Genomic DNA, 21,968 nt, shown 5'->3' with positions numbered 1-21,968 from the left:
GGGATGAGCGGTTAAGCGGGCCGCCGGCGGCGCAGACGTTCGCGCGCCATGCCGACGACGTTCGGTCCGACGACCGAGGCGATGAGCAGCGTTCCGGTGACGATGGTGAGGGTGTTCGGCGGCACCGAGGCCAGCTGCAGCGCGTTGCGCAGCGTGCTGAGCAGCACGACCGCGCCGACGACGCCGAGCAGGCCGCCGCGGCCGCCGAAGATCGAGACGCCGCCGAGGAGCACGGCCGCGACGACCGCCAGCTCCAGGCCGTTGGCGTTGTCCGCGCGGGCGCTGGCGAAGCGGAACGTCCAGAACACGCCGGCGAGCGAGGACATCACGCCGGTGACGACGAACAGCCAGAACTTGGTGGCGCTCACGGCAACGCCGGCGAAGCGGGCGGCCTCGGCGTTGTTGCCCATGGCGTACAGGCCGCGGCCGATCGGGGTGGCGTGCAGGACCACGGCGAAGAGCACCGCGAGCACGGCGACGACGATGATGAACCACGGGATGGTCAGGCCGGAGATCGGCTTGATGGCGTTGCTGGTCCACGAGACCGGGTAGTCCGCCACCGCCTTGTCGCCGAGCACGACGTAGGCCAGGCCGCGGTACAGCGCCAGGGTCCCGATCGTGACGGCGAGCGACGGCAGGCCGAAGACGGTGACGAACAGGCCGTTCACCGCGCCCAGCACGGCGCCGAGGGCCAGGCACAGCACGATCAGCAGCGGCAGCGAGGTCACCCCGTGCATCCACAGGGAGCCCATGACCGAGCACGTCAGGCCCATGACGCTGGCGACGGACAGGTCGATCTCGCCGGTGATGACGACCAGGGTCAGCGGCAGCGCCACGATGGCGATCGGGATGACCTCGAGCGTCACGAAGCGCCAGAACCGGGGGCTGCCGACGCCGTCGATGCTCGCCGAGCCGACGATGACGACCAGGGCGAGGGCGACGAGGACGACGACGTCCCAGGAGCCCAGTTTGCGCAGGATGTTCACTGGTGTACCCCTCGTTGCAGGCTCTTGGTGAGTCGCACCGACAGCGCGCGGTCCAGCCCGATCGCCGCCAGGATGAGCGCGCCCACGGCGGCGCGCTGCCAGAACGGGGTGACGCCGAGCACCGGCAGCGCGCTGCCGATCGTGGTCAGCAGCATCGCGCCCAGCGCCGCGCCGTACACCGAGCCGCTGCCGCCGAAGATGGCCACCCCGCCGACCACGACCGAGGCGACGACGTTGAGCTCGGAGCCGAGCCCGGCGTTGGCGTCCAGCGTGCCGAAGCGGGCGACGTAGAGCACGCCGGCCAGCCCGGCCAGCGCGCCGCAGACGACGAAGGCGAAGAAGACCCGGCGGCCGACCGCGATGCCGGACAGCCGGGCGGCGGCCGGGTCGGAGCCGATGGCGTAGAGCTCGCGGCCGCTGCGGTACGAGCGCAGGTAGAAGCCCGCGCACAGCACCACGGCCAGGGCGAAGAGCGTCAGCAGCGGTACACCCAGAATCGTGCCGGTCCCCATGTGCAGGAACGACACCGGGATGTCGGCGGCGTTGATCTGCTTGCCGGTGGCCCACTGGTAGTCGATGCCCCGGAAGACGTACAGCGTGCCGAGCGTGACGACGAGCGCCGGCACCCGGGCGGCGGCGATGAGGGCGCCGTTGACCGCGCCGCACACCGCGCCGAGCGCCGCGCCCGCCACCAGCACCACCGGGATCGGGATGCCGGGGTGGTCCAGGAACAGCGTGCCGGTCGCGAACGCCGACAGGCCGAGCACCGAGCCGACCGACAGGTCGACGTTGCGCGTGATGACGACGATCGCCTGGCCGGTGGCCAGGATCGCGAGGATCGTCGCGCCGAGCAGCAGGTCCTTGACGCTCTGGGCCGACAGGAACCGCGGGTTGGAGATCGCCGTCGCCCCGATGAGCAGCACGAGCGCGGCGACGATGCCGAGCTCGCGGACGAGGAAGACGCGGTGGGTCAGCCGCGTGCCGGCGCTCTGCTTGGGCTCGGCCGGGGCCGGCGGCGCGGTGGTCGTCGTCATCGGGCAGGCCCCTGCCCGGTCGCGGCCAGCATCACGGACTCCTCGTCGGCTCGGGTGCGGGGGATGTCGGCGGCGAGCCGCCCTTCGTGCATGACGAGCACCCGGTCGGCCATGCCGAGCACCTCGGGCAGCTCGCTGGAGACCATGAGCACCGCGACGCCCTCGCCGGCCAGCGAGCTCAGCAGCCGGTGCACCTCGGCCTTGGTGCCGACGTCGATGCCGCGGGTCGGCTCGTCGACGATGAGCACCCGCGGCGCGGTGGCCAGCCACTTGGCCAGCACGACCTTCTGCTGGTTGCCGCCGGACAGCGTGGAGACGGAGTCGCCGAGGCGGGCCGCCTTGACCTGCAGCCGCTGGGCCCACTCGCGGGCGGAGCGGCGCTCGGCCGCGCCGAACAGCAGGCCCAGGCTCGCCAGCGACCAGCGCCGCGGCAGGGTCGCGTTGCGCTCGACCGACAGCTCCATCACCAGGCCCTGCTGGCGGCGGTCCTCGGGCACGAGCGCGAGGCCGGCGCCGATCGCCGCCGATGCGCTGGCGCGCCGCAGCGGCCGGCCGTCGACCAGGACCTCGCCCGAGTCGTACCGGTCGACGCCGAACACGGCCCGGATGACCTCCGAGCGCCCGGCGCCGACGAGCCCGGCCAGGGCCACAATCTCTCCACTGTGGACGGTGAAGCTGACGTCGTGGAAGAAGCCCTCGCGGGTCAGGCCGCGCACCTCCAGGCGCGCCTGGCCGATCGCCGCCTCCTCTTTGGGGAAGAGGGTCGAGACCTCGCGCCCGACCATGCGGCGCACGACGTCGGCGACGGTGACGTCGGCGGCGGCGTCGGTGGAGACCCACTGCCCGTCGCGCATCACGGTGATGCGCTCGCACAGCGCGAAGACCTCGTCGAAGCGGTGGGAGATGAACAGCACCGCGGCCCCGGCGTCGCGCAGCGAGCGGGCGACGGCGAACAGCCGCTCGACCTCGACGCCGGACAGCGCCGCGGTCGGCTCGTCCATGACGAGCACCCGGGCGTCGAACGACAGCGCCTTGGCGATCTCGACGAGCTGCTGGTCGGCGATGGACAGGCCGCGGGCCGGCCGGTCGGGGTCGAGCGGCACGCCGAGGCGGTCGAAGAGCTCCGCGGCGCGGCGGTGCATCTCGGTGGCGTCGATGCGGCGCATGCCCTTGAGCGGCTGGCGGCCCATGAAGATGTTCTCGGCCACCGACAGGTCCGGGAAGAGCGTCGGCTCCTGGTAGATGACCGCGATGCCGGCCGCGCGGGCGGCGGCGGGGTTGTGCAGCGCCAGCGGCTCGCCGTCCATCGTGATCGTGCCGGCGTCCGGCGTGTGCGCCCCGGCCAGGATCTTCACCAGCGTGGACTTGCCGGCGCCGTTCTCGCCCACGAGGGCGTGCGCCTCGCCGGCGCGCAGCTCCAGGCGCACGTCGCGCAGCGCGGCGACGGCACCGAACGACTTGCTGACGCCCTCCAGAACGAGCACGCGCGACCCTCCTTGTGAAACGTTTCATGGCGCGGTTAGAGTGACGGTAGAAGGAAAGGCGAGAGTGCGTCAAGGGTTTCAATCGCGTTACCGATTTGATACACCGGTTGCGGCGCGGCGCCGCGCCTTCAGGCTTGTCACGTTTCAGGAGATCGATGTCTACGACCACCGGCATCAAGGAAGTTGCACGACGGGCCGGCGTGTCCATCGGTACCGTGAGCAACGTCCTCAACCGCCCCGAGCTCGTCGCCACCAGCACCCGCCAGCGCGTTCTCGACGCGATCGCCGAGCTCGGCTACGTGCGCAACGACTCGGCGCGGCAGCTGCGGGCCGGGCAGAGCCGGCAGATCGCGCTGGTCGTCCTCGACGTCACCAACCCCTTCTTCACCGACGTGGTCCGGGGCGCAGAGGCCGCCGCCGAGGACCACGGCGTGATGGTCGTGGTGTGCAACAGCGGCGAGGACGCCGGCCGCGAGCACCGCCACCTCGAACTGCTCGAGGAGCAGCGGGTGCGCGGGGTGCTCATCACGCCGGTCGACGAGGGTCCCAACTCCCGGCTGGAGCAGCTCATCCAGCGCGGCACGCCGGTGGTGCTGGTCGACCGCGGCTCGGGCCGGCACAGCCGCTGCTCGGTCGCCGTCGACGACGTGCTCGGCGGGCGGCTCGCCGGGGAGCACCTCGTCGAGCAGGGGCACCGGCACATCGCGTTCGTCGGCGGGCCGATGTCGATCGCCCAGGTCCACGACCGGCACGCCGGGATCGCCGGCGCGGTCGAGGGGCGGGCCGAGCTGTCGGCGGTGCCGACGCCCAACCTGACCGTCGCCTCCGGGCGGGCCGCCGCCACGCAGATCGCCGCAGCACCGCCCGAGGAGCGGCCGACCGCCGTGTTCTGCGCCAACGACCTGCTGGCATTGGGTGTACTGCAGGAGATGACACTGCGTGGCGTGCGGGTACCACAGGATGTGGCGATCGTGGGATATGACGACATCGAGTTCGCGGCGGCGGCCGCCGTACCGTTATCCTCCGTTCGTCAACCCCGCGAACAGCTTGGCCGCACGGCGGCAGCCCTGCTGCTCGAAGAGATCGAGGACGACGGCCGGCACGAACATCGGCACGTCGTCTTCCAACCCGAGCTGATCGTCCGCGAGTCCAGCGGCCGCCCCCGCGGCCGGCGGGCCGCCGGGCGGAAAGGGCGGTGACCGATGCGCGTCGCGCTGTTCGTCACGTGCCTGGCCGACGCGATGTTCCCCGACGTCGGCAAGGCGACCGTGACCCTGTTGGAGCGGCTGGGGCACGAGGTGGTGTTCCCCGAGGCCCAGACCTGTTGCGGGCAGATGCACGTCAACACGGGGTACCAGAGACAGGCCCTGAAACTCGTCGAGCACCACATGCGCACGTTCGAGCCGTTCGAGGCCATCGTCGCGCCGTCGGGCTCCTGCGTCGGCTCGGTGCGCCACCAGCACGCTGCCGTCGCCGAGCGCGCCGGCAAGGCCCAGCTCGCGGCGCGGGCCGGCGAGGTCGCCGCGCGCACCTACGAGCTGTCGGAGTTCCTGGTCGGCGTGCTCGGCGTGACCGACGTCGGCGCGCACTACCCGCACCGCGTCACCTACCACCCCACCTGTCACTCGCTGCGCATGCTGCGCGTCGGCGAGCGACCGCTGCAGCTGCTGCGCGCGGTGCGCGGCATCGACCTGGTCGAGCTGCCCGACGCCGAGCAGTGCTGCGGCTTCGGCGGCACGTTCGCGCTCAAGAACGCCGACACGTCGGCCGCGATGCTCGCCGACAAGCTGCGCAACGTGCTGTCGACGTCGGCCGACGCGGTCTGCGCCGGCGACTCGTCGTGCCTGATGCACATCGGCGGCGGGCTGTCGCGGCTGTCGGTGGACACGAAGCCCGTACACCTGGCGCAGATTTTGGCGGCACAATGACCAGCACCTTCCTGGGAATGCCGGCGGTGGCCCCGCGCGGGGTCGGGCAGCTGCGCGGCGACGAGAGCTTCCCCAAGGCGGCCCGCACCGCCCTGGCCGACGAGCAGCTGCGGCGCAACCTGGGCCACGCCACCCGCACGATCCGGGCCAAGCGGGCCGCGGTCGTCGGCGAGGTCCCCGACTGGGAGCAGCTGCGCCGCGCCGGCGAGGCGCTCAAGGCCTCGACCATGGCCCGCCTGCCCGAGCTGCTCGTCCAGCTCGAGGAGCAGGTCACGGCCCGCGGCGGCACCGTGCACTGGGCGCGCGATGCCAACGAGGCCAACCGGATCGTCGCGGACCTCGTCCGCGCGGCCGGCGCCGACGAGGTGGTCAAGGTCAAGTCGATGGCCACCCAGGAGATCGGGCTCAACGAGGCGCTCGAGGCCGAGGGCATCGCCGCCTGGGAGACCGACCTCGCCGAGCTCATCGTCCAGCTCGGCCACGACAAGCCGTCGCACATCCTGGTGCCGGCGATCCACCGCAACCGCACCGAGATCCGCGACATCTTCCTGCGCTCCATGCCGGACGCGCCGCCGGACCTCACCGACGAACCCCGCCAGCTGGCCATGGCGGCCCGGGCCCACCTGCGGCGCAAGTTCCTGTCGACGAAGGTGGCCGTCTCCGGCGCCAACTTCGCGGTGGCCGAGACCGGCACCCTCGCGGTGGTCGAGTCCGAGGGCAACGGGCGGATGTGCCTGACCCTGCCGCGGACGCTCATCACGGTCATGGGCATCGAGAAGGTCGTGCCGGAGTGGACCGACCTGGAGGTGTTCCTGCAGCTGCTGCCGCGCTCCTCGACCGGCGAGCGGATGAACCCGTACACGTCGCTGTGGACCGGCGTCACGCCCGGCGACGGGCCGCAGGACTTGCACCTCGTCCTGCTCGACAACGGCCGCACCGCCGTCCTCGCCGACGAGGCCGGCCGCTCGGCGCTGCACTGCATCCGGTGCAGCGCGTGCCTCAACGTGTGCCCGGTGTACGAGCGCACGGGCGGGCACGCCTACGGGTCCGTGTACCCGGGCCCGATCGGCGCGGTGCTCAGCCCGCAGCTGACCGGCGTGGAGGACAACGCCTCGCTCCCCTACGCCTCCAGCCTGTGCGGCGCGTGCTTCGACGCGTGCCCGGTGCGCATCGACATCCCCACGCTTCTCGTACACCTGCGGGCCAAGCACGTCGAGGAGCACAAGGGCCCGTCGCCCGAGGCGATCTCGATGGCCGCCATGTCGTGGGTCATGTCGCGCCCCGGCCGGTTCCGCGGCGGCGAGCGGCTGCTGGGCCTCGGCCGGCTGGTGAGCCGCCGCACCCGGCTGCTGCGCGGCTGGACGGCCAGCCGCGACCTGCCCCGCCCGCCGGCCCAGACGTTCCGCGATTGGTGGCGAAACCGCACATGAGCGCCCGTGACGACGTCCTTGCCCGCATCCGCTCCGCCCTGGGCTCCGCACCCCGGGTGCCCGAGGTCCCACGGGACTACCGCCGCGCCGACCCGGCGGCCGCGGGCGACCTGGACCGGCTGACCGACCGGCTCGAGGACTACAAGGCGACCGTCGTGCACACCACCGCCGGCGGCCTGGAGGCGGACCTGGCGAAGGTGCTCGACGGGGTCGGGCCGCTCATCGTGCCGCCCGGGCTGCCGTTCGCCGTGCCCGGCGCGACCGTGGACGACGGCACGCTCGACGCCCACGCCCTGGACGCCTTCGCCGGCGTGGTGACGTGCTGCGCCGCCGCGGTGGCCGAGACCGGCACGATCGCCCTGGACGGCTCCCCCGGCCAGGGCCGCCGGGCGATCACGCTAGTGCCCGACCGGCACTACTGCGTGGTGCGCGCCGACCAGGTCGTGCCGGGCGTGCCCGAGCTGCTCGCCCGGCTCGAGCCGACCCGCCCGCTCACGCTCGTCAGCGGCCCCTCGGCCACCAGCGACATCGAGCTCGACCGGGTCGAGGGCGTGCACGGCCCCCGCACGCTCGTGGTGCTGCTGGTCCGGTAGGCGCCGGCCCAGGTCGTGCAGCAGCGCGTCCAGGGTCTCGTCGTCGGCCCAGCCGTTGACCGACAGCACACCGTCCGCGCCGACGGTGACCTCGAGCCGGTCCGGGGTGCGCGCGGCCGCGGCGAGCAGCCCGGGGAAGCGCTCGCCGCGCTGGACGAACTCCTGGTTGGTCGAGCCGACCCAGGGCCGGTCGCGGTCGACGAGCCCGGCCACGTACGGCCCGGCGATGAGCAGGTCGGTCGCGTCCAGCAGCGCGGCGACGTCGGCCCGCCCGTCGTGCACGGCCCGGTTGAGCTGCGCCGTGGTGTACCCGGAGAAGGTCATCACCGACATACCGGCCTCGCCCGCGGCCCGGGCGACCGCGGCCAGCGGCGCCGCGTGGTCGAACGGCTCGCCGCCGAGCAGCGTCAGCCCCTCGGTGCCGGCGGCGAGGACGCGCGCGATCACCTCGGCGGTCGGCACGACCCGGCCGCCGCGGAACGCCCACAGGTGCGGGTTGAAGCAGCCCGCGCAGCGGATCGAACACCCCTGCACCCAGATCGCGGTCCGCTCCCCCGGCCCCTCGGCGACGGTCCGCTCGACGAACCGCCCGAGCCGCAGGGTCTGCGGGTCAGAAGTCGAGAACACGGCCGCCCCCGCCGTCCTGGGGCGCTCGCGGCCGCGGCGTGCAGGTCAGCAGCGGCCGCAGCCGCGCGAACTCGTGCGGCATCAGCCCGGCCGCCGCGGCGAACTCCTCCACGCTCTGGAACCCGCCGCGGCTCTCACGGTCGGCGACGACCCGCTGGGCCCGCGCCGGATCGAGATGCACGGCCAGCTGCTCGGCACTGGCCAGGTTGACATCGATCGCCTGCGCAACGACCGGCGGCGGCCCAGCCTGCGCCTGGAAGACCGGCGGCTGCTGGAAGACCGGCGGCGGGGCGAGCGCGACGGGCGCCCGCCGGGGACGGCTGGCGGCCAGCCAGCGCAGCCAGGCCGGGTTGATGATCAGCGCGTGGACGATGCTGGCGAACCACACGCCGTAGTAGGCCATGCCGACCGTTTCCAGGCCGGTCGAGCCGTGGGGGTAGTGGGCGATGCCGTAGACGCCGGCCCAGGTCAGGACGAAGTAGACGATGCCCGGAATCCACCAGGCCGGACGCTTCGCGCGGAGGCCGACGTAGAGGAAACCGGCGCCGCTCAGGCAGCCCACGCCGAACACCGTGATGAGCACCCACCAGCTGTTGAGCAGCTTCCAGCCGAAGCTCGGCTCGTCAGGCGCCATCGTGCTGCTCCTGCCTGGTCGTGACGGTGCCGGCGACGGCGGTGTAGTCGGCGGTGTACTCGCTGTGGACGGTCTGGGCCGCGAGCAGGTCCTCGAGCACGGCCACGTAGTGGAGGCACTTCGAGCCGGTGATGCCCTCGGTCTGTGCGGAAACGGTGCCGTCGGCGGCGACGGTGACCACGAGACGCTTCATCACGAACGCTCCACGGCGAAGACGAGGCGGACGGCCTGGTCGGGGGTGACCGACCGGGACTCCAGGCGCAGGCCGGCGGCCGGCGCGCGCTCGGTCAGCCGGGCCAGGACGGCCCGCTGGACCTGGCGGCCGTAGGCGGCGTCGACGGCGCGGACGATGTCCACCGCCCGTGCCTCGTCCACGTCGCCGGTGAAGTGCGCGGTCCAGATCTGCTGCTCGTCGCGGCTGAAGCGGGCCTGCACGCCCGCCCAGTCCGCGACGAGATCGGCGCCCTCGCGCGTGACCACGGCGCGGGACTCGCTCAGGGCGGCGGTGAGCAGACCGGCGTCGCGCATCCGGGTCTGTACCTGGCACACCGTGGTGTCCTTGTCCTTGCTCAGGCCCGCGTGGGCCGCCGCGGCGGCGATGGCCAGGGGTATCAGCAGCAGCGAGACGCTCATCGTCAGACCTCGATCGTACGGCCGTGGGAGCCGATCACCGGCATCGGCGCCGTCGGGGGGTCCTCGCCGGCGTCCCAGTCCTCGGCGGCGGTCGCGGCGACCGCGCGGGTCCGGGCCCAGTCGCGGACGGCCTCGAGCTTCTCGGCCTGCGTGACGCTCAGCGGGACCATCGCGGCGACCGCGCGCAGCAGGTCCTCGCGGCGCAGCGGGCGGCGCTCGGAGAACGCGTCGAACAGCGCGGCCACGACCGCCTGCTCGATCTCGGCGCCGGAGTAGCCCTCGGACATGGTGCACAGCTCGCGCAGGAGGGGCTCGTCGACCTGGAGCTGGCCCTGTACGGCGGGCCGCTCGAGCCGCCGCCGCACGTGCACGCCCCAGATCGAGGCCCGCTCGGCGCGGCTGGGCAGGTCGACGAAGAAGATCTCATCGAAGCGGCCCTTGCGCAGCAGCTCGGGCGGCAGGCGCTCGATGTCGTTGGCGGTGGCGATGACGAACACCGCGCCGGTCTTCTCCTGCATCCAGGTCAGGAAGGTGCCGAAGACCCGGTTCGTGGTACCCCCGTCGAGGCTCCCCGAGCTGGAGAAGCCCTTCTCGATCTCGTCGACCCACAGCACGCACGGGGCGTTGGCCTCGGCGGTGCGCAGCGCGGCGCGCATGTTCTGCTCGCTGGAGCCGATCAGCCCGGAGAAGACGCGCCCGATGTCCAGGCGCAGCAGGGGCAGCCGCCACGCCGCGGCGACGGCCTTGGCGGTCAGCGACTTGCCGCAGCCGGGCACGCCGGTGATGAGCACGCCCTTGGGCGCCGGCAGCCCGTACTCGGCGGCCGCGGCCAGCCACGAGTTGTCCCGCTTGGCGAGCCACCGCTTGAGGTTCTCCAGGCCGCCGACCTGGTCGAGGCTCACGTTGGACTCGACGTACTCGAGCACGCCCGACTTGCGCACCGACTGCCGCTTCTCCTCGTGCACGAGGCTGAGGTCGTGCAGGTCGAGCACGCCGTCGTTGACCATCGCCCGGGCGAACGCGTTCTCCGCCTCGCTGAGCGTGAGCCCGGCCGCGGCCTTGGCGAACTTCTCGCGGCCGACCGGGTCGAGCTCGATGCGGATCCGCCCGCCGGCGGCGTTGCCGGCGATCATCGACTCCAGCACGTTGCGGATCTCCGCCTCGCCCGGCAGCGGGAAGTCGACGATCGTCACGTCCTTCTCGAGGTCCGGCGGGATGCGCAGCACGGGCGCGACGATGACGAGGGTGCGCGGCGCGGCGCCGGCCTTGAACGCGGCGGCGATGTCGCGCAGCCGGCGCACCACGGTGGGCAGCACGGGCACGTCCCCGCCGAGGGAGTTGTGCAGGTCCCGGAAGACGAACAGGCCCGGCTGCTGGATGCGCAGCACGGTGTCCAGGGCGTTGTCGGGCTCGGTGGTGTACTGCTGGGGGACCCCGTCCGGCTGCAGCAGCCCGGTCGTGGCCGACCACGTCCACACCGGCCGCGGCGTGCGCACCATCGCCGCGTCGGAGGCGACCGCGGCGAGCTCCGAGAGCACCCGGGCCTCCTCGTAGGATTCCACGTACAGGACCGGGAACCTGGCCTTCAACAGCTGCGCCAGGGCGTGGCGGAAACCGGTCACTGCGATGTCCTCTCCTTACCGGCGGCGGGCCTCGCCAAGACCCTAACGGCGGCCCGGAGATCAGATGAGTCCGCTGGTTGCCGCCAGCCCTGTCAGAAATGCGCCACCGACGAGCACGGTCATCGTCCACGCCCGCCGGCGCAGGCCCCGCCGAAGCGCGGGCCGCTCGGCCGGCAGCGCGAAGACGCGGGCCGGCCAGTGCCTCCACGACACCTCGGCGAAGACGGTCGCGGCGACGATGTAGGGCGGCAGGAGGTACCACATCCGGGCCAGCGCCCCGGTGAGCAGCAGCGCGCCGATCAGCGGCACGACCTTCCACCGGTTGCCGTGGGCCATGACGAGCAGGAAGTCCTCGTACTGCTCGTCGCCGCGGTCCTTGAAGAAGCGCTCCGCCTTGGGCTGGACCACCAGCAGGCTGTAGCCCATCGCGCCCGACCATGCGGCGGCCAGGGCGAGATGGACGGTCACGAAGAGCGCGGTCACCCCCTCATTGTGTCGGGCGGTACGCCCAGTGCCAGGGCTCGCGGGGCGTCGTCTCCCGGAAGCCGAAGCGGGCGGCGTTGGCGCGCATCCACGCCTGGGCCTTGTCGTCGAGGTCGAGGTCGACGGCGAGGCCCCAGCCGTGGTCGCTCGTGCCGGGCCTGGCCGCGAGGCCGCCCTGCGAGTAGAGGCCCTTGCGCTTGGCCAGGTCGACCTGCTCGGCGTAGGAGCGGTAGGAGTCGGTGATGCCGATCGTCACGCCCTGCTCGCGGGCGGCGCGCATCAGCGCCTCCAGCGACGTCGCGGCCGGCGCCGCCAGCCGGTGGCCGGTGTTGCCCACCCGTTGCAGCGCGCTCTCGGGAATCCGGCCGTTGCCGTACTGCTTCAGGTCGGGCGCGCCCTGGGCCGTCTGTGCGGTGCCGAGCGCCTGCGCGGTGCCGAGCGCCTGCGCGAACGCGGTGCCGGCCGTCGCGGAGGTCGCGGGCGGGCGGAAGGCCGCGAGCTGGCCGCGGATCTCGGTCATCCGGCTGGCGATGGCGGCGACGCCCATGGGGTCCACGCCGCAACCTTAGCTTTCGGACTTATCCGATATGTGCGGATCCGAGCACGTTGCCGGCGTAGTCGGCGACCTGGATCGAGTCGACGTTGGCCAGCTGGATCGAGCTCGCGCCGGTCACCCGGGCCTGGGCGGTGGTGGTGCGGCCCCAGCAGGCGGCCTGCTCGGCCTGGCCGCCGCGGCCCAGCACCCGCATCACGAACGGGCCCTCGCCGGGCAGGCCGGCCAGCTCCAGCGCCACCGAGACGCCCCACTGCCGCGGGGTCAGCGTGGCCCGGCCCGACAGCGGGCTGCCCTCCGCGGCCACGAACTGCACGACCGTCCCGGCCGGCGCGGTCGCCGACGCCGATGCCTGGGCCTGCGGCTGGGCCGGCCCGGCCGGGCGGCCCGGGCGCAGCGCGAGCGCGCCGGCCAGGATCACCAGCGCGACGCACACGGCGGCCAGCGCGACGACCGGCAGCCGGCGCGGGCGGGCCCGGCGCAGGAACGCGTCGAGGCCGGCGCGCGAGGGCGGCTCGAGCGGCAGCGCGGCGGCGGGCCCGGACGGCAGGCGCTGCAGCAGCTCCGGTACGGCGGCGAGGCGCCCGGCCTCGGCGCGGCACTCGGCGCACCGGCTCAGGTGCGCGTCGACGGTGGACTGGTCGGCGTCGTCGAGCCCGCCCAGAACGTATGCCCCGAGCAGCCGGCGAACCGCGTCGTGCCCGGCGGTCACCGTAAGACTCCCATCTCCTCGAACACCGAACGCAGTGCGCGCACCGCGTAGTAGGCGCGCGACTTGACGGTACCCTCCGGTACCGAAAGCCGGCGCGCGGTGTCGGCGACCGTTCGCCCGTCGTAGTAGACGGCCCGGATGACCTCCCGGTGCTCGGCCGACAGCCGGTCGAGCGCGGCCCGGATGAGCCAGCCCTCGACGAGCTCGTCGACGTTGTCCGGGTCGGCGACGGCCGCCACCGCGTCGGGGTCGGAGACCAGCTTGGGCCGGCGCTGCTCGGCCCGCCAGGCGTTGCTGACGACGTTGCGGGCGATGGTGAGCAGGTACGCCCGGGTCGTGTCCCGGGTCACGTCGATGCGCTCGATGTGCCGCCACGCGCGCAGGAGCGTGTCCTGCACGAGGTCCTCGGCGCGGTGGCGGTCCCGCTCGTACCGCGAGACGAACGCGAGCAGCACACCGTAATGCTCGGTGTACAGCGCGGTCATGAGCTCCTCGTCGCGCGTCACGCACTGCCCCTCTCGACGGCCTCCCACCCCGGGTTTACACCATGAGACCGTTCAGGGTTCAACCACTCTGCCCGTTTCACAGCGACCCTCTAGGCCCTGTCCTGTCGATCATGTCGTGCCGAGACGAGGTCCAGATTTCGCCTGCGTGTGCCCCGCGGAAGTCAGGCTACCGGTGTTGTAACCGGACTTTCGCGGGGTGCGCGCAGGCGGAATCTGGGCCCGGCGCAGGCCGGCATGATCGGCAGGACAGGGCCTAAGCTGCGGTGCGTGAACCCGTACTTCGTCTGGGAACCGTACGAGGCCGGGGCCGGCTGGCGGCCGTTCGCGCAGCTGCTCGAGCCGGAGGTGGCGGCGGAGCGGGTCGCGGTGTCGCGGCAGGGGCTCGTGGCGATGTTCGGGCTCGACGAGGCCGCGGTGCCGGAGCGGGTCGTGGCGTCCGTACTGTTTCTCGGCTACGCGTCGCGGCTGCTCTCGCCGCCGCTGGCCGAGTCGCTGGCCGGTTCGGTGCGGGCGGCCGGGCCGGGCGACCTGTGGTGGAAGCCGGTGCCGGGCGGCCCGCTGCCGATGGCCGTGTCGCCGGTGGACCGGCGCCCGGCCGCGGACCTGTTCGACGTGGCCGTGCTCGGGCTGGTGGCGCCGCTGCTGGAGGTGTTCCGGGCCCGCTTCCGGCTCTCGCCGCAGGTGCTCTGGGGCAACGTCGCTTCGGCGCTCGGCGGCGCGGCCGGCCAGCTGCCGGAGGGCGCCTGGTCAGCGGTGGCCGAACTGGTGCGGCGCCCGCCGCTGGCCGGAATGGCCGTGGTCGGGCGCCGGTCGCTGCGCCGCCGCAACTGCTGCCTCTACTACCGGATTCCCGGCGGCGGCACCTGCGGCGACTGCGTGCTCGGTCAGTGACAGGGGAATCCCAGGAAGTGCCGGCCGTCGTGGACGAACTCGTGCACGTGGGCGTCGCTGCCGAAGATCGAGACGGCGCCCTGGTCGATGCCGATGAAGTAGTAGAGCAACACGGCCAGCAGGGCCGTGCCGCCGAGCCAGAACAGCGATCGGGAGATCGGCAGGACCAGCGGGGTGGTGGTCGTCTGGGGCGTCTCGGCGCCGGAAATGGTGCTCATGCGTCATGACAGTAGGAGCCCCCCACTCCTTACGTCAATCGGGCCGGCGCCCCGCGGGCACCGGCCCGGACTCATTCACGCATGTACACCCGGCGGGATCACGCCGTAAATCAGGGCCGTCGATCCCGACCCCTTGGCGTTGATGAAGCCGCCGCACAGCACCGAGGCGCCGGTCGTGGGCATCTGGGCCAGCCCGGCGAGGATCTCGAGGCTGATCCGGTGCCGCTGGTACACCAGCAGCGACGCCAGGAACTCGGGGTCCGTGCCGAGGTCGGGCCCGAACGTGTCGATGCCGGTACCGCCGTTGCGGCCGATCCGGCCGGTGTCGATGAACCACTGCACCGTCTCGGGCGCGAAGCCCGGCTGGTGCAGCACCCCGTCGGCGTCGAAGTTCGGGAAGGCCGGGGTCCCCCACTTGTACTCCCAGCCGGTCCACATGATGATCATGGACTCGTCGGGGATGCGGCCGTGCCGGCGCTCCCACTGCTTCACGTCGTCGACCGTGAGGGCGTAGTCGGCGTTGCGCGCGCACTTGTCCCGCACGTCGATCTTCACCGCGGGCAGGAAGAGGTCGTTCGGGTCGAGCTCGTCGGCCAGCGGCTCGCCGGCGTTGAAGTGCCCCGGCGCGCCCCAGTGCGTGCCGGTCGCCTCGCCCTCCCGGACGTACTGCAGGTAGTACCCCTCGTTCTCGATGGTGGCGATGGTCTCGAGCGTGAACTCGGGGTCGCCGGGATAGATGTTGGTCTTGGCCGGGTCGTTGACGTGGGAAAGGCTGATCAGGCGGGTCTTGCCGGGCCGCAGCGCGTCGCCGCCGCTGGGGGCGGCCACGGCCGGCCCGGCGAGCCCGGCGGCGCCGGCGACCGCTCCGCCGGCGGCCGCGAGCAGGTGTCGTCTCTGCATGTTCTCCGAATCGCCCCTTTGCATCCGTGCACGACGATGTTCCCGCCGACTCTAGGCCCAACGCCCGCACAGGTCCGGGACCTTCGCCCCGACTCCGGCGCGCCGCGCATCACCTACCATCTGACATCGGCGGGTGATCTTTTCTGAGATCCGGGAACCTCGTGTGCGTCCAGCGCGACAAATGGGGTACCGGCGAAAACCGTCCGACCCGAAGGGTGGCCGCGTGTCCAAACGGCAGCGCGATTCGCGTGAATACGCGCGAAGGATGAAACTGATCCGGGAGCGGGCGACGGCCCGGCGCGGGCGCATGCGCGTCGCGTACTCCGCCATCGGCGCGGTGCTCCTGGTCTTCGCCGTGATGATCGTGGTCAAGCTCGGCAGCGGCGGCGGTGAGGCGCCCAGCGCGCTGCCCACCGGTGCGGCCGCGGCGGAGATCATCCAGGGCGTCACGACGGTGCCGGCGGCCACGCTGGACACCGTGGGCAAGGGCGGCGCGCAGGTGCTGCCGACGGCGATCACCGGCCAGCCCCCGCTCACCGACGCCGGCAAGCCGCTGATCCTGTACGTCGGCGCCGAGTACTGCCCGTTCTGCGCCGCCCAGCGCTGGCCCGTGGTCATCGCGCTCTCGCGGTTCGGCACCTTCACCAACCTCGGGCTGACGACGTCCGCGGCCGACGACGCGTATCCGAACACGCCGACGCTGTCGTTCCACGGCACGACGTACAGCAGCCAGTACATCGCCTTCCAGGGCGTCGAGACGACCACGAACGTCCGCAAGAACGGCCAGTACGAGCCGCTGGACAAGCTCACCGACGCGCAGGCGCAGGTGGTGCAGAAGTACAACGCCCCGCCGTACGTCTCCAAGGACTCGGCCGGCTCGATCCCGTTCATGGACTTCGCCAACAAGGCGGTGCTCGCCGGCGCCACCTACAGCCCCGAGCTGCTCGCGGCGCACACCCACGCCGAGGTCGTCGCCGCGATCAAGGACCCCAACAGCCAGCTCGGCCGCGCCATCAACGGCAACGCCAACGCGCTCACGGCGCTGATCTGCAAGATCACCGGCGCGCAGCCGGCCGAAGTGTGTTCCAGCGCCGCCGTGAAGGCCTTCCAGGGGGAGTACGCCAATGTCAGCCAGTGAAGTCGAGCTCGACCGGAGCCTGGTCCAGCCCTGGGTGCCGCTGGCGTCGCTGGTGCTGGCGGTCGCCGGCCTGGCGGTTTCGGTGTACCTCACGATCGAGCACTTCACGTCCTCCTCCACGCTCGCCTGCCCCGAGACCGGCGCCCTGAACTGCCTGAAGGTGACCACCTCGGAGCAGTCGGCGGTGCTGGGCATCCCGGTGGTGGTGCTCGGCCTGGTGTACTTCGTGGTGATGCTCGTCGCCGCGCTGCCCCCGCTGTGGCGCAGCAAGAGCCCGCTCATCCGGTACGGCCGGCTCGCCTTCGCCGCGATCGGCGTGATCTTCGTCTTCTACCTGGTCTTCTCGGAACTGTTCACGCTGGGCGCCATCTGCCTGTGGTGCACGGCGGTCCACGTCCTGGCCGTCGCCCTCTTCGCCGTGACGGCCCTCGGCACCGCGTACGCCGACCCGAGCGACCTGTAGGAATTCGGGAACTTTGCGGGGATGTGTGGCGACTAACCGCGCGACACTTCCCCGGAAAGGAATCCCGAACTCATGCGCCTGACCCACGTGGTCCGCGCCGGTGTAGCCGCCGCCGCGGCCGTCACCGCGGCGCTGGTCTTCCCCGCCATGGCCTCCGCCCACGTCACCGTGAACCCGAACACGGCCGTGCAGGGCGGCTACACGAAGGTGACGTTCCGCGTCCCGACGGAGCGCGACGACGCCAGCACCACGAAGCTGGAGGTGGCGATCCCGACGGACAAGCCCATCGTGTCGGTCGGCTTGAAACCGGTCCAGGGCTGGACCGCGGCCACGGAAACCACGAAGCTGGCCACCCCCATCAAGTCCGGCGAGGGCGACGAGATCACGGAGGCCGTCTCCAAGATCACGTGGACCGCCACGGACCCGAACGCCGCGATCAAGCCCCACCAGTTCCAGGAGTTCGACGTCTCGCTCGGCCCGCTGCCCCAGACGGACCAGATCGTCTTCAAGGCCCTGCAGACGTACTCCAGCGGCGAAGTCGTCCGCTGGATCGACGAGCCGTCGGCCGGCGGGGAGGCCGAGCACCCGGCCCCGGTCCTGAAGCTGACGAAGAAGTCCGACACCGCGGCGAGCGCCCCGGCCACCGCCCCGACGGTCGCGGCCGGCTCGTCGAGCTCCTCCTCCTCCGGCAACGGCACCGCGATCGGCCTGTCCATCGCCGGCCTGGTCCTGGGCCTGGCGGGCCTGGTCGTCGGCTTCCTGGCCTACCGCCGGGCCGGAACCCCCGCCGCCTGACCGCCGCTGTTCGTCCCTCCCCGAGCTTCACCGCTTCGGCCGGGCGTCCCTCCCAGGGCCGCCCGGCCTTTCGCTTCCTCGCCGCGGCCCGCGCACTTCTCCGCCGTCCGCACGGCCATCGCCTGCACGTCGGCGTTCGCTCTCAGTGCGGCAAGTGACAAATCCGCCTTATCCGAAATTTCGGGGCCTGCGCGATGAGTATTCGCATCCGGTGGGTGCGATGGGGCGTGGGGAGTGCGGGCGTGTGGGCGGAAAGGGCGCCGAACTGGAATGATCCGGGCGTAGCTCGAACGGGGCTAGCGTCCGTGTGGCCACTTGGCTACATTGATGGAATGGCGCGGTACCACGAAGTGGCTGACGCGGTGCGGCAGCAGATCGTCTCCGGCGAGCTCGCCGCCAACGACCCGCTGCCCAGCGCCGACACGATCGCCCACCAGCATGGCGTCGGGCGGGACACCGCGCTCAAGGCACTCAAGGTCCTGCGCCGCGAAGGGCTGCTCGTGCTGGGGCGGGACAACACCATGCGGGTGGCGCCGGGGCCGCCGCGGCCGAGTGACGCGGAGGCGATGACCCTCGTCGACGTGCCGGCCCACGCGGTGGTGCGGGCGCGCATGCCGACGCCGTGGGAGCGGGACGAGCTCGGGCTGGCCGACGGGGTGCCCGTCCTCGTCGTGCGCATCGGGGAGGACGAAGAGGTGCATCCCGCCGCCGGTACCGCCATGCGCTGGCCCCTCGGCGGCGGCTGAACCTACGGCTGGTAGTCGACCACGACCACGGTCACGTTGTCGCGGCCGCCGGCCAGGACCGCGCGGCGGACCAGCTCCTCGGCCGCCTGCGACGGGTCCTCGCAGGTCGCGAGCACCGACGCGATCTCCGCGTCGGGGACCTCCAGCGGGAGGCCGTCGGAGCAGACCAGGTATCGCTCGCCCGCCTCGGCGGTGCGCACCCACAGGTCCGGGCGGGGGCCGGGGTCGGTGCCGAGGGCCCGGGTGATGACGCCCCGGCGCAGGGTGACGGCCTCGGGGGCCACGTGGTCGACCGTGAGCTGTTCGAGGGTGTCGGCGGCGTAGCGGTACACCCGGGAGTCCCCGACATTGAAGACCACGAAGCACTCGTCGCCGTCGACGATGCCCAGGCACAGGCCGGCGGCCGTGGTGCCCATGCCGCCCTGGGCGGCCGGGTCGGCGGCGGCCGCGGCGAGGATGTCGGCGTTGGCCTGCACGATCGCGTCGCGGACGTCGAGCGGGGCGACGCCGGACGGGCCCGAGGACTCGTCGAGGCGCTGCAGGGCCTCCACTGCGATGCGGCTGGCCACGTCGCCGGCGGCGTGGCCGCCCATGCCGTCGGCGACCGCGAAGACACCCGCGCCGGCCAGGACGCTGTCCTCGTTGCGCCGCCTGATCTTGCCGACGTCGGTCGCCGCCCCCGAGCGGATGTTTGCCATCAGTCCTCCACCGCCGTCAACCAGAAAACCATCGCCGTGAAGCCGTCCAAACCGGCGTCGGGCTCAACACGATCACGAAAGCACCCTGCACCGCCACCCGCAATCGCACGAACCGCCGCAGCGGCCGGGGCGACATCAGACGCCGACCGGCTGGGCGAGCAGCCGCAACAGCCGAGCGACGACGGCGTCCCGGGCGAGCGGGCGGCCCGGGTCCGGTCGTTCCAACGAGTCGGACATGAACCAGGCACCGGCCGCGCTGCGGGCCACGGCCACGCCGGCCTCCTCGCTCACCCCCGGCTGCGTGCGGACCAGCACCGTCGCCGCGCCCGGGCCGGAGGTGCACAGCTCGAGAAAGCGCAGCACGGGCGCGGACAGCGGCTCGGCCGCGTCGATGAGCTCGGCGGCGAACAGCCCGTAGGAGCCCGGGTAGACCGCGAGCCGGCCGCTCAGCCCGCTGAACAGGTGCACGACCACCGGGCGCTCCTCCATCCAGCCGGCCGCCTCGGTGCTCGTGTGCCGGGTGGCGAGCGCGTCGATCGCCGCCGCGACGAACCCGCCGGGCACGATCTCGCTGCCCTCGAGCCGGCACAGGTCGCGGGCCAGGAGCGAGGCCACGCCGGAGGCGACGACGATGCCGGTGGAGACGCCGGGCTGGAAGTTGAGCCGCCGGCGCACCCCGCCGACGTCGGCGCCCCGCTCGGCCGCGGAGCGCAGCACGAACTCCAGCTCCGCGAACGTCAGCGTCACGGGGCCGGCGGACACCCCGCCGGTCGACCGGTCCGCTCGATGGTCGGCCATCGCCGCAGCATGCTCCCTCAAACCGCTGAGATTACCGGTGGCGGCGCACCCCGCGCGACCCGAACGGGCCCGCCCCGACTCTCACATCGGGCAGATCGTCCGGGCGAGGGACAACTTGAGAGGAACCGCCCAAGCGGGACAGGGCTGTGTCACACCGGGCGGTACGAGCACTGCCGGCCGGTGTGCACGCTCTCCCGCAGGTGGCGCCCGAGCGCGGCGTCGGCCTCCTCGACCCGGGCGATCGCGCGCCGGATCGCCTTGCCGACCGCGACACGGGCCCGCTCGGCGTTGTCGACGAACCGCCGGCTGCGCCCGCCGATGCCGACGCTGCCGGCGAGCTCGGCCAGCAGCGCCTCCGACTCGCGCCGGGCCGCGGCGGCGCGCCGGGCGTCCGAGGTGGACTCCATCTCGCGTTGCAGGTCGGCGACGCGGGTGCGGTACCGCCGCATCGCCTCCTGGTCGAGGACGGCCTGCGGCGACGTGCGCTGCCCGGCCGCCTGCGCCAGTGCCGTGACGCCCATCGCCAGCTCGACGGCGGGGATCTCGGTGCCGGCGTTGGCCAGCAGTACCGCCAGATGGAGCATCCCGACGCTGTTCTCGACCAGCGCCCCGCGCTCGCCCCAGCCGAGGCGCCAGTGCTGGCGCTCCCGCACGCAGGTGGCGCGGCCGGGCTGCGCCGGCTCCAGGCGCTCCAGCGCGCGGCGCGACTCCTCGGCGGCCGGCCAGTGCCCGAGCGCCCGGTTGTGCTCGACGGCCCGGGCGAGGTGCTCGGCGGCGGCGTCACAACGGCCGGCCGTGGCCGCGGCGACGCCGAGCGCGTGGTGCACCGAGCCGAAGCACGCGACGCCGAGGCTGACCATGGACGGGCGCTCGGCGTGCGGGAGCAGCAGCTCGTAGGCCTCGTCGGCCAGGTCGGCGTCGCCGAGCAGCCGGGCCGCCTCGACGATGCCGTGCATGGTCACCAGCCAGCTGGCCGAGTGCGGCAGCTCCTTGAGCGACGGGCCACGCAGCCGGGCCAGGGCGCCGGCGGCGGTGCGCCGGTCGCCGGCCTCGGCCGCGGCGACGGCGTGGACGGCGAAGTACGCGTTGTCGACCGCCGACAGCGTCGGGGCGTGCACGAGCCGCTCGAGCATCGGGCGCAGGTCGCGCAGCCGCCCCTGGTACCAGCGGATGGCCACGAGGTGCGCGCCGTACCACCCCTCGGCGTCGGCGTCGCCCGCCCGCCGCCCCCGCTCGAAGCAGTCGCGGGCCCGCCGCTCGGCCTCGGCGAAGCGCCCGGCCCGGATCTCGCGCATGACGTCGATCGCGTCGGCGATGAAGCCGATCGCCAGATGGTCGCGCTCGGCGAGCAGTCCCCGCAGCTCGGCCAGGCGACGCTCGGCGTGCCGGTCTCCGTCGAGGAACAGGTCGACGGTCCACCACAGCAGGCCCATGAGCAGGTCGCCGCGGCGGCCGGTGCGCGCGCTCACGGCGAGCAGCTCGACGGCGATGTCCCGGCGCAGGAGCCGCTGCTCGGGGCCGAGCAGGCAGTGGTGCGCCAGGCTCAGCGCCTCGGCGTGCGCGACCGGGTCGCCGTTCGCGCGGGCCTCCTCGAGCGCCGCCAGCACGGCATCGGAGCGCCCCTCGCGATAGTCGCGCTCGGCGGCCAGCCGCGTCCGCACGCGCACGGCGAGCGCGCCGTCCGGGTCGGTCCGGCTCAGCAGGCCGAGCAGCCGGTTCAGCCGGCGCTCCAGCACGGCCGCGTCGGCACCCGTGCGGTGCTCGTGCACCCAGATGCCGCCGAAGCCCAGGGCGGCCTCGGCCATCGCGGGCACGTCCCCGCCGGCCTCGGCGCGCGCGTACGCGGCGTCGAAGCATCTTCGTGCGCTCGTCAGGTCGCCGTCGGCGTGCAGCGCGTGCACGCCCGCAGCGACCAGGTCGTTGTCACTTGTGTAGTCGGTCTCGGCGCACTTCGGAGCGCCGGAAACGGACGACATTGCCGTTCTCCAACCTCTGCCCGCGCCCATCATGGTTGATGGCCGCGGGTTCGGCCCGGTCGCCGACGGGTAGTCGACACATCCCCGCACATGGCGAACCAACCGGCGGCGCCCGGTGTA

At 73.0% G+C, this 21,968-nt stretch carries 25 protein-coding genes and 1 pseudogene; 9 read left to right on the top strand and 17 right to left on the bottom strand.

The genetic code is table 11. The features are described from left to right. Positions 1 to 11: 11 nt before the first annotated feature. From ACQEVU_RS04510 to ACQEVU_RS04500, 3 genes are read right to left on the bottom strand one after another with little or no spacing between them, the layout of a single operon-like run. Complete coding sequence (locus ACQEVU_RS04510) at positions 12 to 986, bottom strand: ABC transporter permease (RefSeq protein WP_433320936.1); 975 nt, start codon at positions 984 to 986, stop codon at positions 12 to 14. Further along, the gene (locus ACQEVU_RS04505; protein WP_433320933.1) at positions 983 to 2,020 is read right to left on the bottom strand and encodes an ABC transporter permease; all 1,038 of its coding nucleotides are present in this window, start codon (positions 2,018 to 2,020) and stop codon (positions 983 to 985) included. The genes ACQEVU_RS04510 and ACQEVU_RS04505 overlap by 4 nt, the downstream gene beginning before the upstream one ends. Next, a complete protein-coding gene (locus tag ACQEVU_RS04500; RefSeq protein WP_433320930.1) occupies positions 2,017 to 3,504 on the bottom strand; it encodes a sugar ABC transporter ATP-binding protein in 1,488 nt (495 codons plus the stop codon). The genes ACQEVU_RS04505 and ACQEVU_RS04500 overlap by 4 nt, the downstream gene beginning before the upstream one ends. Before the next feature lie 155 nt (positions 3,505 to 3,659). On the opposite strand from ACQEVU_RS04500, the gene ACQEVU_RS04495 reads away from it, so the two are divergent. Genes ACQEVU_RS04495 through ACQEVU_RS04480 form a run of 4 tightly spaced genes read left to right on the top strand, consistent with a single transcriptional unit; the run spans position 3,660 to position 7,455 of the window. Then, positions 3,660 to 4,703, top strand: coding sequence for a LacI family DNA-binding transcriptional regulator (locus tag ACQEVU_RS04495; RefSeq protein ID WP_433320927.1), 1,044 nt, complete (start codon positions 3,660 to 3,662; stop codon positions 4,701 to 4,703). 3 nt (positions 4,704 to 4,706) lie between these two features. Further along, positions 4,707 to 5,432: a (Fe-S)-binding protein gene (locus tag ACQEVU_RS04490; RefSeq protein ID WP_433320925.1), complete on the top strand. Its 726-nt coding sequence runs from the start codon at positions 4,707 to 4,709 to the stop codon at positions 5,430 to 5,432. Beyond that, positions 5,429 to 6,862, top strand: a complete 1,434-nt coding sequence (locus tag ACQEVU_RS04485) for a LutB/LldF family L-lactate oxidation iron-sulfur protein (RefSeq protein ID WP_433320922.1) — start codon at positions 5,429 to 5,431, stop codon at positions 6,860 to 6,862. Before ACQEVU_RS04490 ends, ACQEVU_RS04485 begins: the two co-directional genes overlap by 4 nt. Beyond that, positions 6,859 to 7,455: a LutC/YkgG family protein gene (locus ACQEVU_RS04480; RefSeq protein WP_433320919.1), complete on the top strand. Its 597-nt coding sequence runs from the start codon at positions 6,859 to 6,861 to the stop codon at positions 7,453 to 7,455. Before ACQEVU_RS04485 ends, ACQEVU_RS04480 begins: the two co-directional genes overlap by 4 nt. Positions 7,456 to 7,626: 171 nt before the next feature. Here ACQEVU_RS04480 and ACQEVU_RS04475 read toward each other — a convergent pair. From ACQEVU_RS04475 to ACQEVU_RS04435, 9 genes and pseudogenes are all read right to left on the bottom strand, one after another. Continuing rightward, positions 7,627 to 8,082 (bottom strand): annotated as a pseudogene (locus ACQEVU_RS04475) (4Fe-4S single cluster domain-containing protein); the annotation flags it as partial. Beyond that, positions 8,066 to 8,716: a ComEA family DNA-binding protein gene (locus tag ACQEVU_RS04470; RefSeq protein WP_433320916.1), complete on the bottom strand. Its 651-nt coding sequence runs from the start codon at positions 8,714 to 8,716 to the stop codon at positions 8,066 to 8,068. The gene ACQEVU_RS04470 and the pseudogene ACQEVU_RS04475, both read right to left, overlap by 17 nt. Then, positions 8,706 to 8,909, bottom strand: coding sequence for a DUF2997 domain-containing protein (locus tag ACQEVU_RS04465; RefSeq protein WP_433334790.1), 204 nt, complete (start codon positions 8,907 to 8,909; stop codon positions 8,706 to 8,708). Before ACQEVU_RS04465 ends, ACQEVU_RS04470 begins: the two co-directional genes overlap by 11 nt. Continuing rightward, positions 8,909 to 9,349 (bottom strand): hypothetical protein, encoded by a 441-nt coding sequence (locus tag ACQEVU_RS04460; protein ID WP_433320913.1) that lies wholly within the window; start codon positions 9,347 to 9,349, stop codon positions 8,909 to 8,911. Before ACQEVU_RS04460 ends, ACQEVU_RS04465 begins: the two co-directional genes overlap by 1 nt. 2 nt (positions 9,350 to 9,351) lie before the next feature. Further along, positions 9,352 to 10,971 carry an AAA family ATPase gene (locus tag ACQEVU_RS04455; RefSeq protein WP_433320910.1) on the bottom strand — a complete coding sequence of 540 codons (1,620 nt, stop codon included), beginning with the start codon at positions 10,969 to 10,971 and terminating at the stop codon, positions 9,352 to 9,354. 60 nt (positions 10,972 to 11,031) lie between these two features. Beyond that, positions 11,032 to 11,454 (bottom strand): hypothetical protein, encoded by a 423-nt coding sequence (locus ACQEVU_RS04450; RefSeq protein ID WP_433320907.1) that lies wholly within the window; start codon positions 11,452 to 11,454, stop codon positions 11,032 to 11,034. Between the two features lie 4 nt (positions 11,455 to 11,458). After that, positions 11,459 to 12,001: a M15 family metallopeptidase gene (locus ACQEVU_RS04445; protein WP_433334788.1), complete on the bottom strand. Its 543-nt coding sequence runs from the start codon at positions 11,999 to 12,001 to the stop codon at positions 11,459 to 11,461. 31 nt (positions 12,002 to 12,032) lie between these two features. Then, positions 12,033 to 12,719 carry an anti-sigma factor family protein gene (locus ACQEVU_RS04440; RefSeq protein WP_433320905.1) on the bottom strand — a complete coding sequence of 229 codons (687 nt, stop codon included), beginning with the start codon at positions 12,717 to 12,719 and terminating at the stop codon, positions 12,033 to 12,035. Then, positions 12,716 to 13,225 (bottom strand): sigma-70 family RNA polymerase sigma factor, encoded by a 510-nt coding sequence (locus ACQEVU_RS04435; RefSeq protein ID WP_433320902.1) that lies wholly within the window; start codon positions 13,223 to 13,225, stop codon positions 12,716 to 12,718. The genes ACQEVU_RS04440 and ACQEVU_RS04435 overlap by 4 nt, the downstream gene beginning before the upstream one ends. A gap of 267 nt (positions 13,226 to 13,492) precedes the next feature. Between ACQEVU_RS04435 and ACQEVU_RS04430 the strand changes: the two genes are divergently transcribed. Continuing rightward, on the top strand, positions 13,493 to 14,116 hold the full coding sequence (locus tag ACQEVU_RS04430) for a (2Fe-2S)-binding protein (RefSeq protein WP_433320899.1): 624 nt from the start codon (positions 13,493 to 13,495) through the stop codon (positions 14,114 to 14,116). Here the strand turns inward: ACQEVU_RS04430 and ACQEVU_RS04425 are convergent. Beyond that, positions 14,110 to 14,334: a CbtB domain-containing protein gene (locus ACQEVU_RS04425; protein WP_433320896.1), complete on the bottom strand. Its 225-nt coding sequence runs from the start codon at positions 14,332 to 14,334 to the stop codon at positions 14,110 to 14,112. The genes ACQEVU_RS04430 and ACQEVU_RS04425 overlap by 7 nt on opposite strands. A gap of 75 nt (positions 14,335 to 14,409) precedes the next feature. Then, complete coding sequence (locus ACQEVU_RS04420) at positions 14,410 to 15,234, bottom strand: cyclase family protein (protein ID WP_433320893.1); 825 nt, start codon at positions 15,232 to 15,234, stop codon at positions 14,410 to 14,412. Between the two features lie 265 nt (positions 15,235 to 15,499). Here ACQEVU_RS04420 and ACQEVU_RS04415 point away from each other — a divergent pair, with 265 nt between their 5' ends. The 4 genes from ACQEVU_RS04415 (at position 15,500) to ACQEVU_RS04400 (ending at position 18,376) form a co-directional block, all read left to right on the top strand. Next, positions 15,500 to 16,372, top strand: a complete 873-nt coding sequence (locus ACQEVU_RS04415; protein WP_433320890.1) for a DUF929 family protein — start codon at positions 15,500 to 15,502, stop codon at positions 16,370 to 16,372. Next, entirely contained in the window at positions 16,359 to 16,835 is a 477-nt protein-coding gene (locus tag ACQEVU_RS04410) for a vitamin K epoxide reductase family protein (protein ID WP_433320888.1), read from the top strand. The genes ACQEVU_RS04415 and ACQEVU_RS04410 overlap by 14 nt, the downstream gene beginning before the upstream one ends. Positions 16,836 to 16,907: 72 nt before the next feature. Then, the gene (locus ACQEVU_RS04405) at positions 16,908 to 17,630 is read left to right on the top strand and encodes a YcnI family protein (protein ID WP_433320885.1); all 723 of its coding nucleotides are present in this window, start codon (positions 16,908 to 16,910) and stop codon (positions 17,628 to 17,630) included. Between the two features lie 332 nt (positions 17,631 to 17,962). Beyond that, complete coding sequence (locus ACQEVU_RS04400) at positions 17,963 to 18,376, top strand: GntR family transcriptional regulator (protein WP_433320882.1); 414 nt, start codon at positions 17,963 to 17,965, stop codon at positions 18,374 to 18,376. 2 nt (positions 18,377 to 18,378) lie between these two features. Here the strand turns inward: ACQEVU_RS04400 and ACQEVU_RS04395 are convergent, their stop codons facing one another. From ACQEVU_RS04395 to ACQEVU_RS04385, 3 genes are all read right to left on the bottom strand, one after another. Then, complete coding sequence (locus ACQEVU_RS04395; protein WP_433320879.1) at positions 18,379 to 19,074, bottom strand: PP2C family protein-serine/threonine phosphatase; 696 nt, start codon at positions 19,072 to 19,074, stop codon at positions 18,379 to 18,381. A gap of 135 nt (positions 19,075 to 19,209) precedes the next feature. Then, the gene (locus ACQEVU_RS04390; protein WP_433320876.1) at positions 19,210 to 19,872 is read right to left on the bottom strand and encodes a hypothetical protein; all 663 of its coding nucleotides are present in this window, start codon (positions 19,870 to 19,872) and stop codon (positions 19,210 to 19,212) included. A 149-nt stretch (positions 19,873 to 20,021) separates the two neighbouring features. Continuing rightward, positions 20,022 to 21,848, bottom strand: coding sequence for a hypothetical protein (locus tag ACQEVU_RS04385; protein WP_433320873.1), 1,827 nt, complete (start codon positions 21,846 to 21,848; stop codon positions 20,022 to 20,024). Between the last annotated feature and the right edge of the window lie 120 nt (positions 21,849 to 21,968).

Origin of the sequence: Dactylosporangium sp. CA-139066, from assembly GCF_050936175.1 — a bacterium.
Lineage (GTDB): Bacteria > Actinomycetota > Actinomycetes > Mycobacteriales > Micromonosporaceae > Dactylosporangium.
Note: the sequence above shows the minus strand (reverse complement) of the source record. Positions and strands in the feature narration are given on the sequence as shown.

Bases quoted from the DNA above. Each gene is read 5' to 3' on its own strand.
- ACQEVU_RS04505 (WP_433320933.1), bottom strand. From the start codon at position 2,020: ATGACGACGACCACCGCGCCGCCGGCCCCGGCCGAGCCCAAGCAGAGC.
- ACQEVU_RS04495 (WP_433320927.1), top strand. From the start codon at position 3,660: ATGTCTACGACCACCGGCATCAAGGAAGTTGCACGACGGGCCGGCGTG.
- ACQEVU_RS04490 (WP_433320925.1), top strand. From the start codon at position 4,707: ATGCGCGTCGCGCTGTTCGTCACGTGCCTGGCCGACGCGATGTTCCCC.
- ACQEVU_RS04485 (WP_433320922.1), top strand. From the start codon at position 5,429: ATGACCAGCACCTTCCTGGGAATGCCGGCGGTGGCCCCGCGCGGGGTC.
- ACQEVU_RS04480 (WP_433320919.1), top strand. From the start codon at position 6,859: ATGAGCGCCCGTGACGACGTCCTTGCCCGCATCCGCTCCGCCCTGGGC.
- ACQEVU_RS04470 (WP_433320916.1), bottom strand. From the start codon at position 8,716: ATGGCGCCTGACGAGCCGAGCTTCGGCTGGAAGCTGCTCAACAGCTGG.
- ACQEVU_RS04465 (WP_433334790.1), bottom strand. From the start codon at position 8,909: ATGAAGCGTCTCGTGGTCACCGTCGCCGCCGACGGCACCGTTTCCGCA.
- ACQEVU_RS04460 (WP_433320913.1), bottom strand. From the start codon at position 9,349: ATGAGCGTCTCGCTGCTGCTGATACCCCTGGCCATCGCCGCCGCGGCG.
- ACQEVU_RS04445 (WP_433334788.1), bottom strand. From the start codon at position 12,001: ATGGGCGTCGCCGCCATCGCCAGCCGGATGACCGAGATCCGCGGCCAG.
- ACQEVU_RS04425 (WP_433320896.1), bottom strand. From the start codon at position 14,334: ATGAGCACCATTTCCGGCGCCGAGACGCCCCAGACGACCACCACCCCG.
- ACQEVU_RS04420 (WP_433320893.1), bottom strand. From the start codon at position 15,234: ATGCAGAGACGACACCTGCTCGCGGCCGCCGGCGGAGCGGTCGCCGGC.
- ACQEVU_RS04415 (WP_433320890.1), top strand. From the start codon at position 15,500: ATGAAACTGATCCGGGAGCGGGCGACGGCCCGGCGCGGGCGCATGCGC.
- ACQEVU_RS04410 (WP_433320888.1), top strand. From the start codon at position 16,359: ATGTCAGCCAGTGAAGTCGAGCTCGACCGGAGCCTGGTCCAGCCCTGG.
- ACQEVU_RS04405 (WP_433320885.1), top strand. From the start codon at position 16,908: ATGCGCCTGACCCACGTGGTCCGCGCCGGTGTAGCCGCCGCCGCGGCC.
- ACQEVU_RS04400 (WP_433320882.1), top strand. From the start codon at position 17,963: ATGGCGCGGTACCACGAAGTGGCTGACGCGGTGCGGCAGCAGATCGTC.
- ACQEVU_RS04395 (WP_433320879.1), bottom strand. From the start codon at position 19,074: ATGGCAAACATCCGCTCGGGGGCGGCGACCGACGTCGGCAAGATCAGG.
- ACQEVU_RS04390 (WP_433320876.1), bottom strand. From the start codon at position 19,872: ATGGCCGACCATCGAGCGGACCGGTCGACCGGCGGGGTGTCCGCCGGC.
- ACQEVU_RS04385 (WP_433320873.1), bottom strand. From the start codon at position 21,848: ATGTCGTCCGTTTCCGGCGCTCCGAAGTGCGCCGAGACCGACTACACA.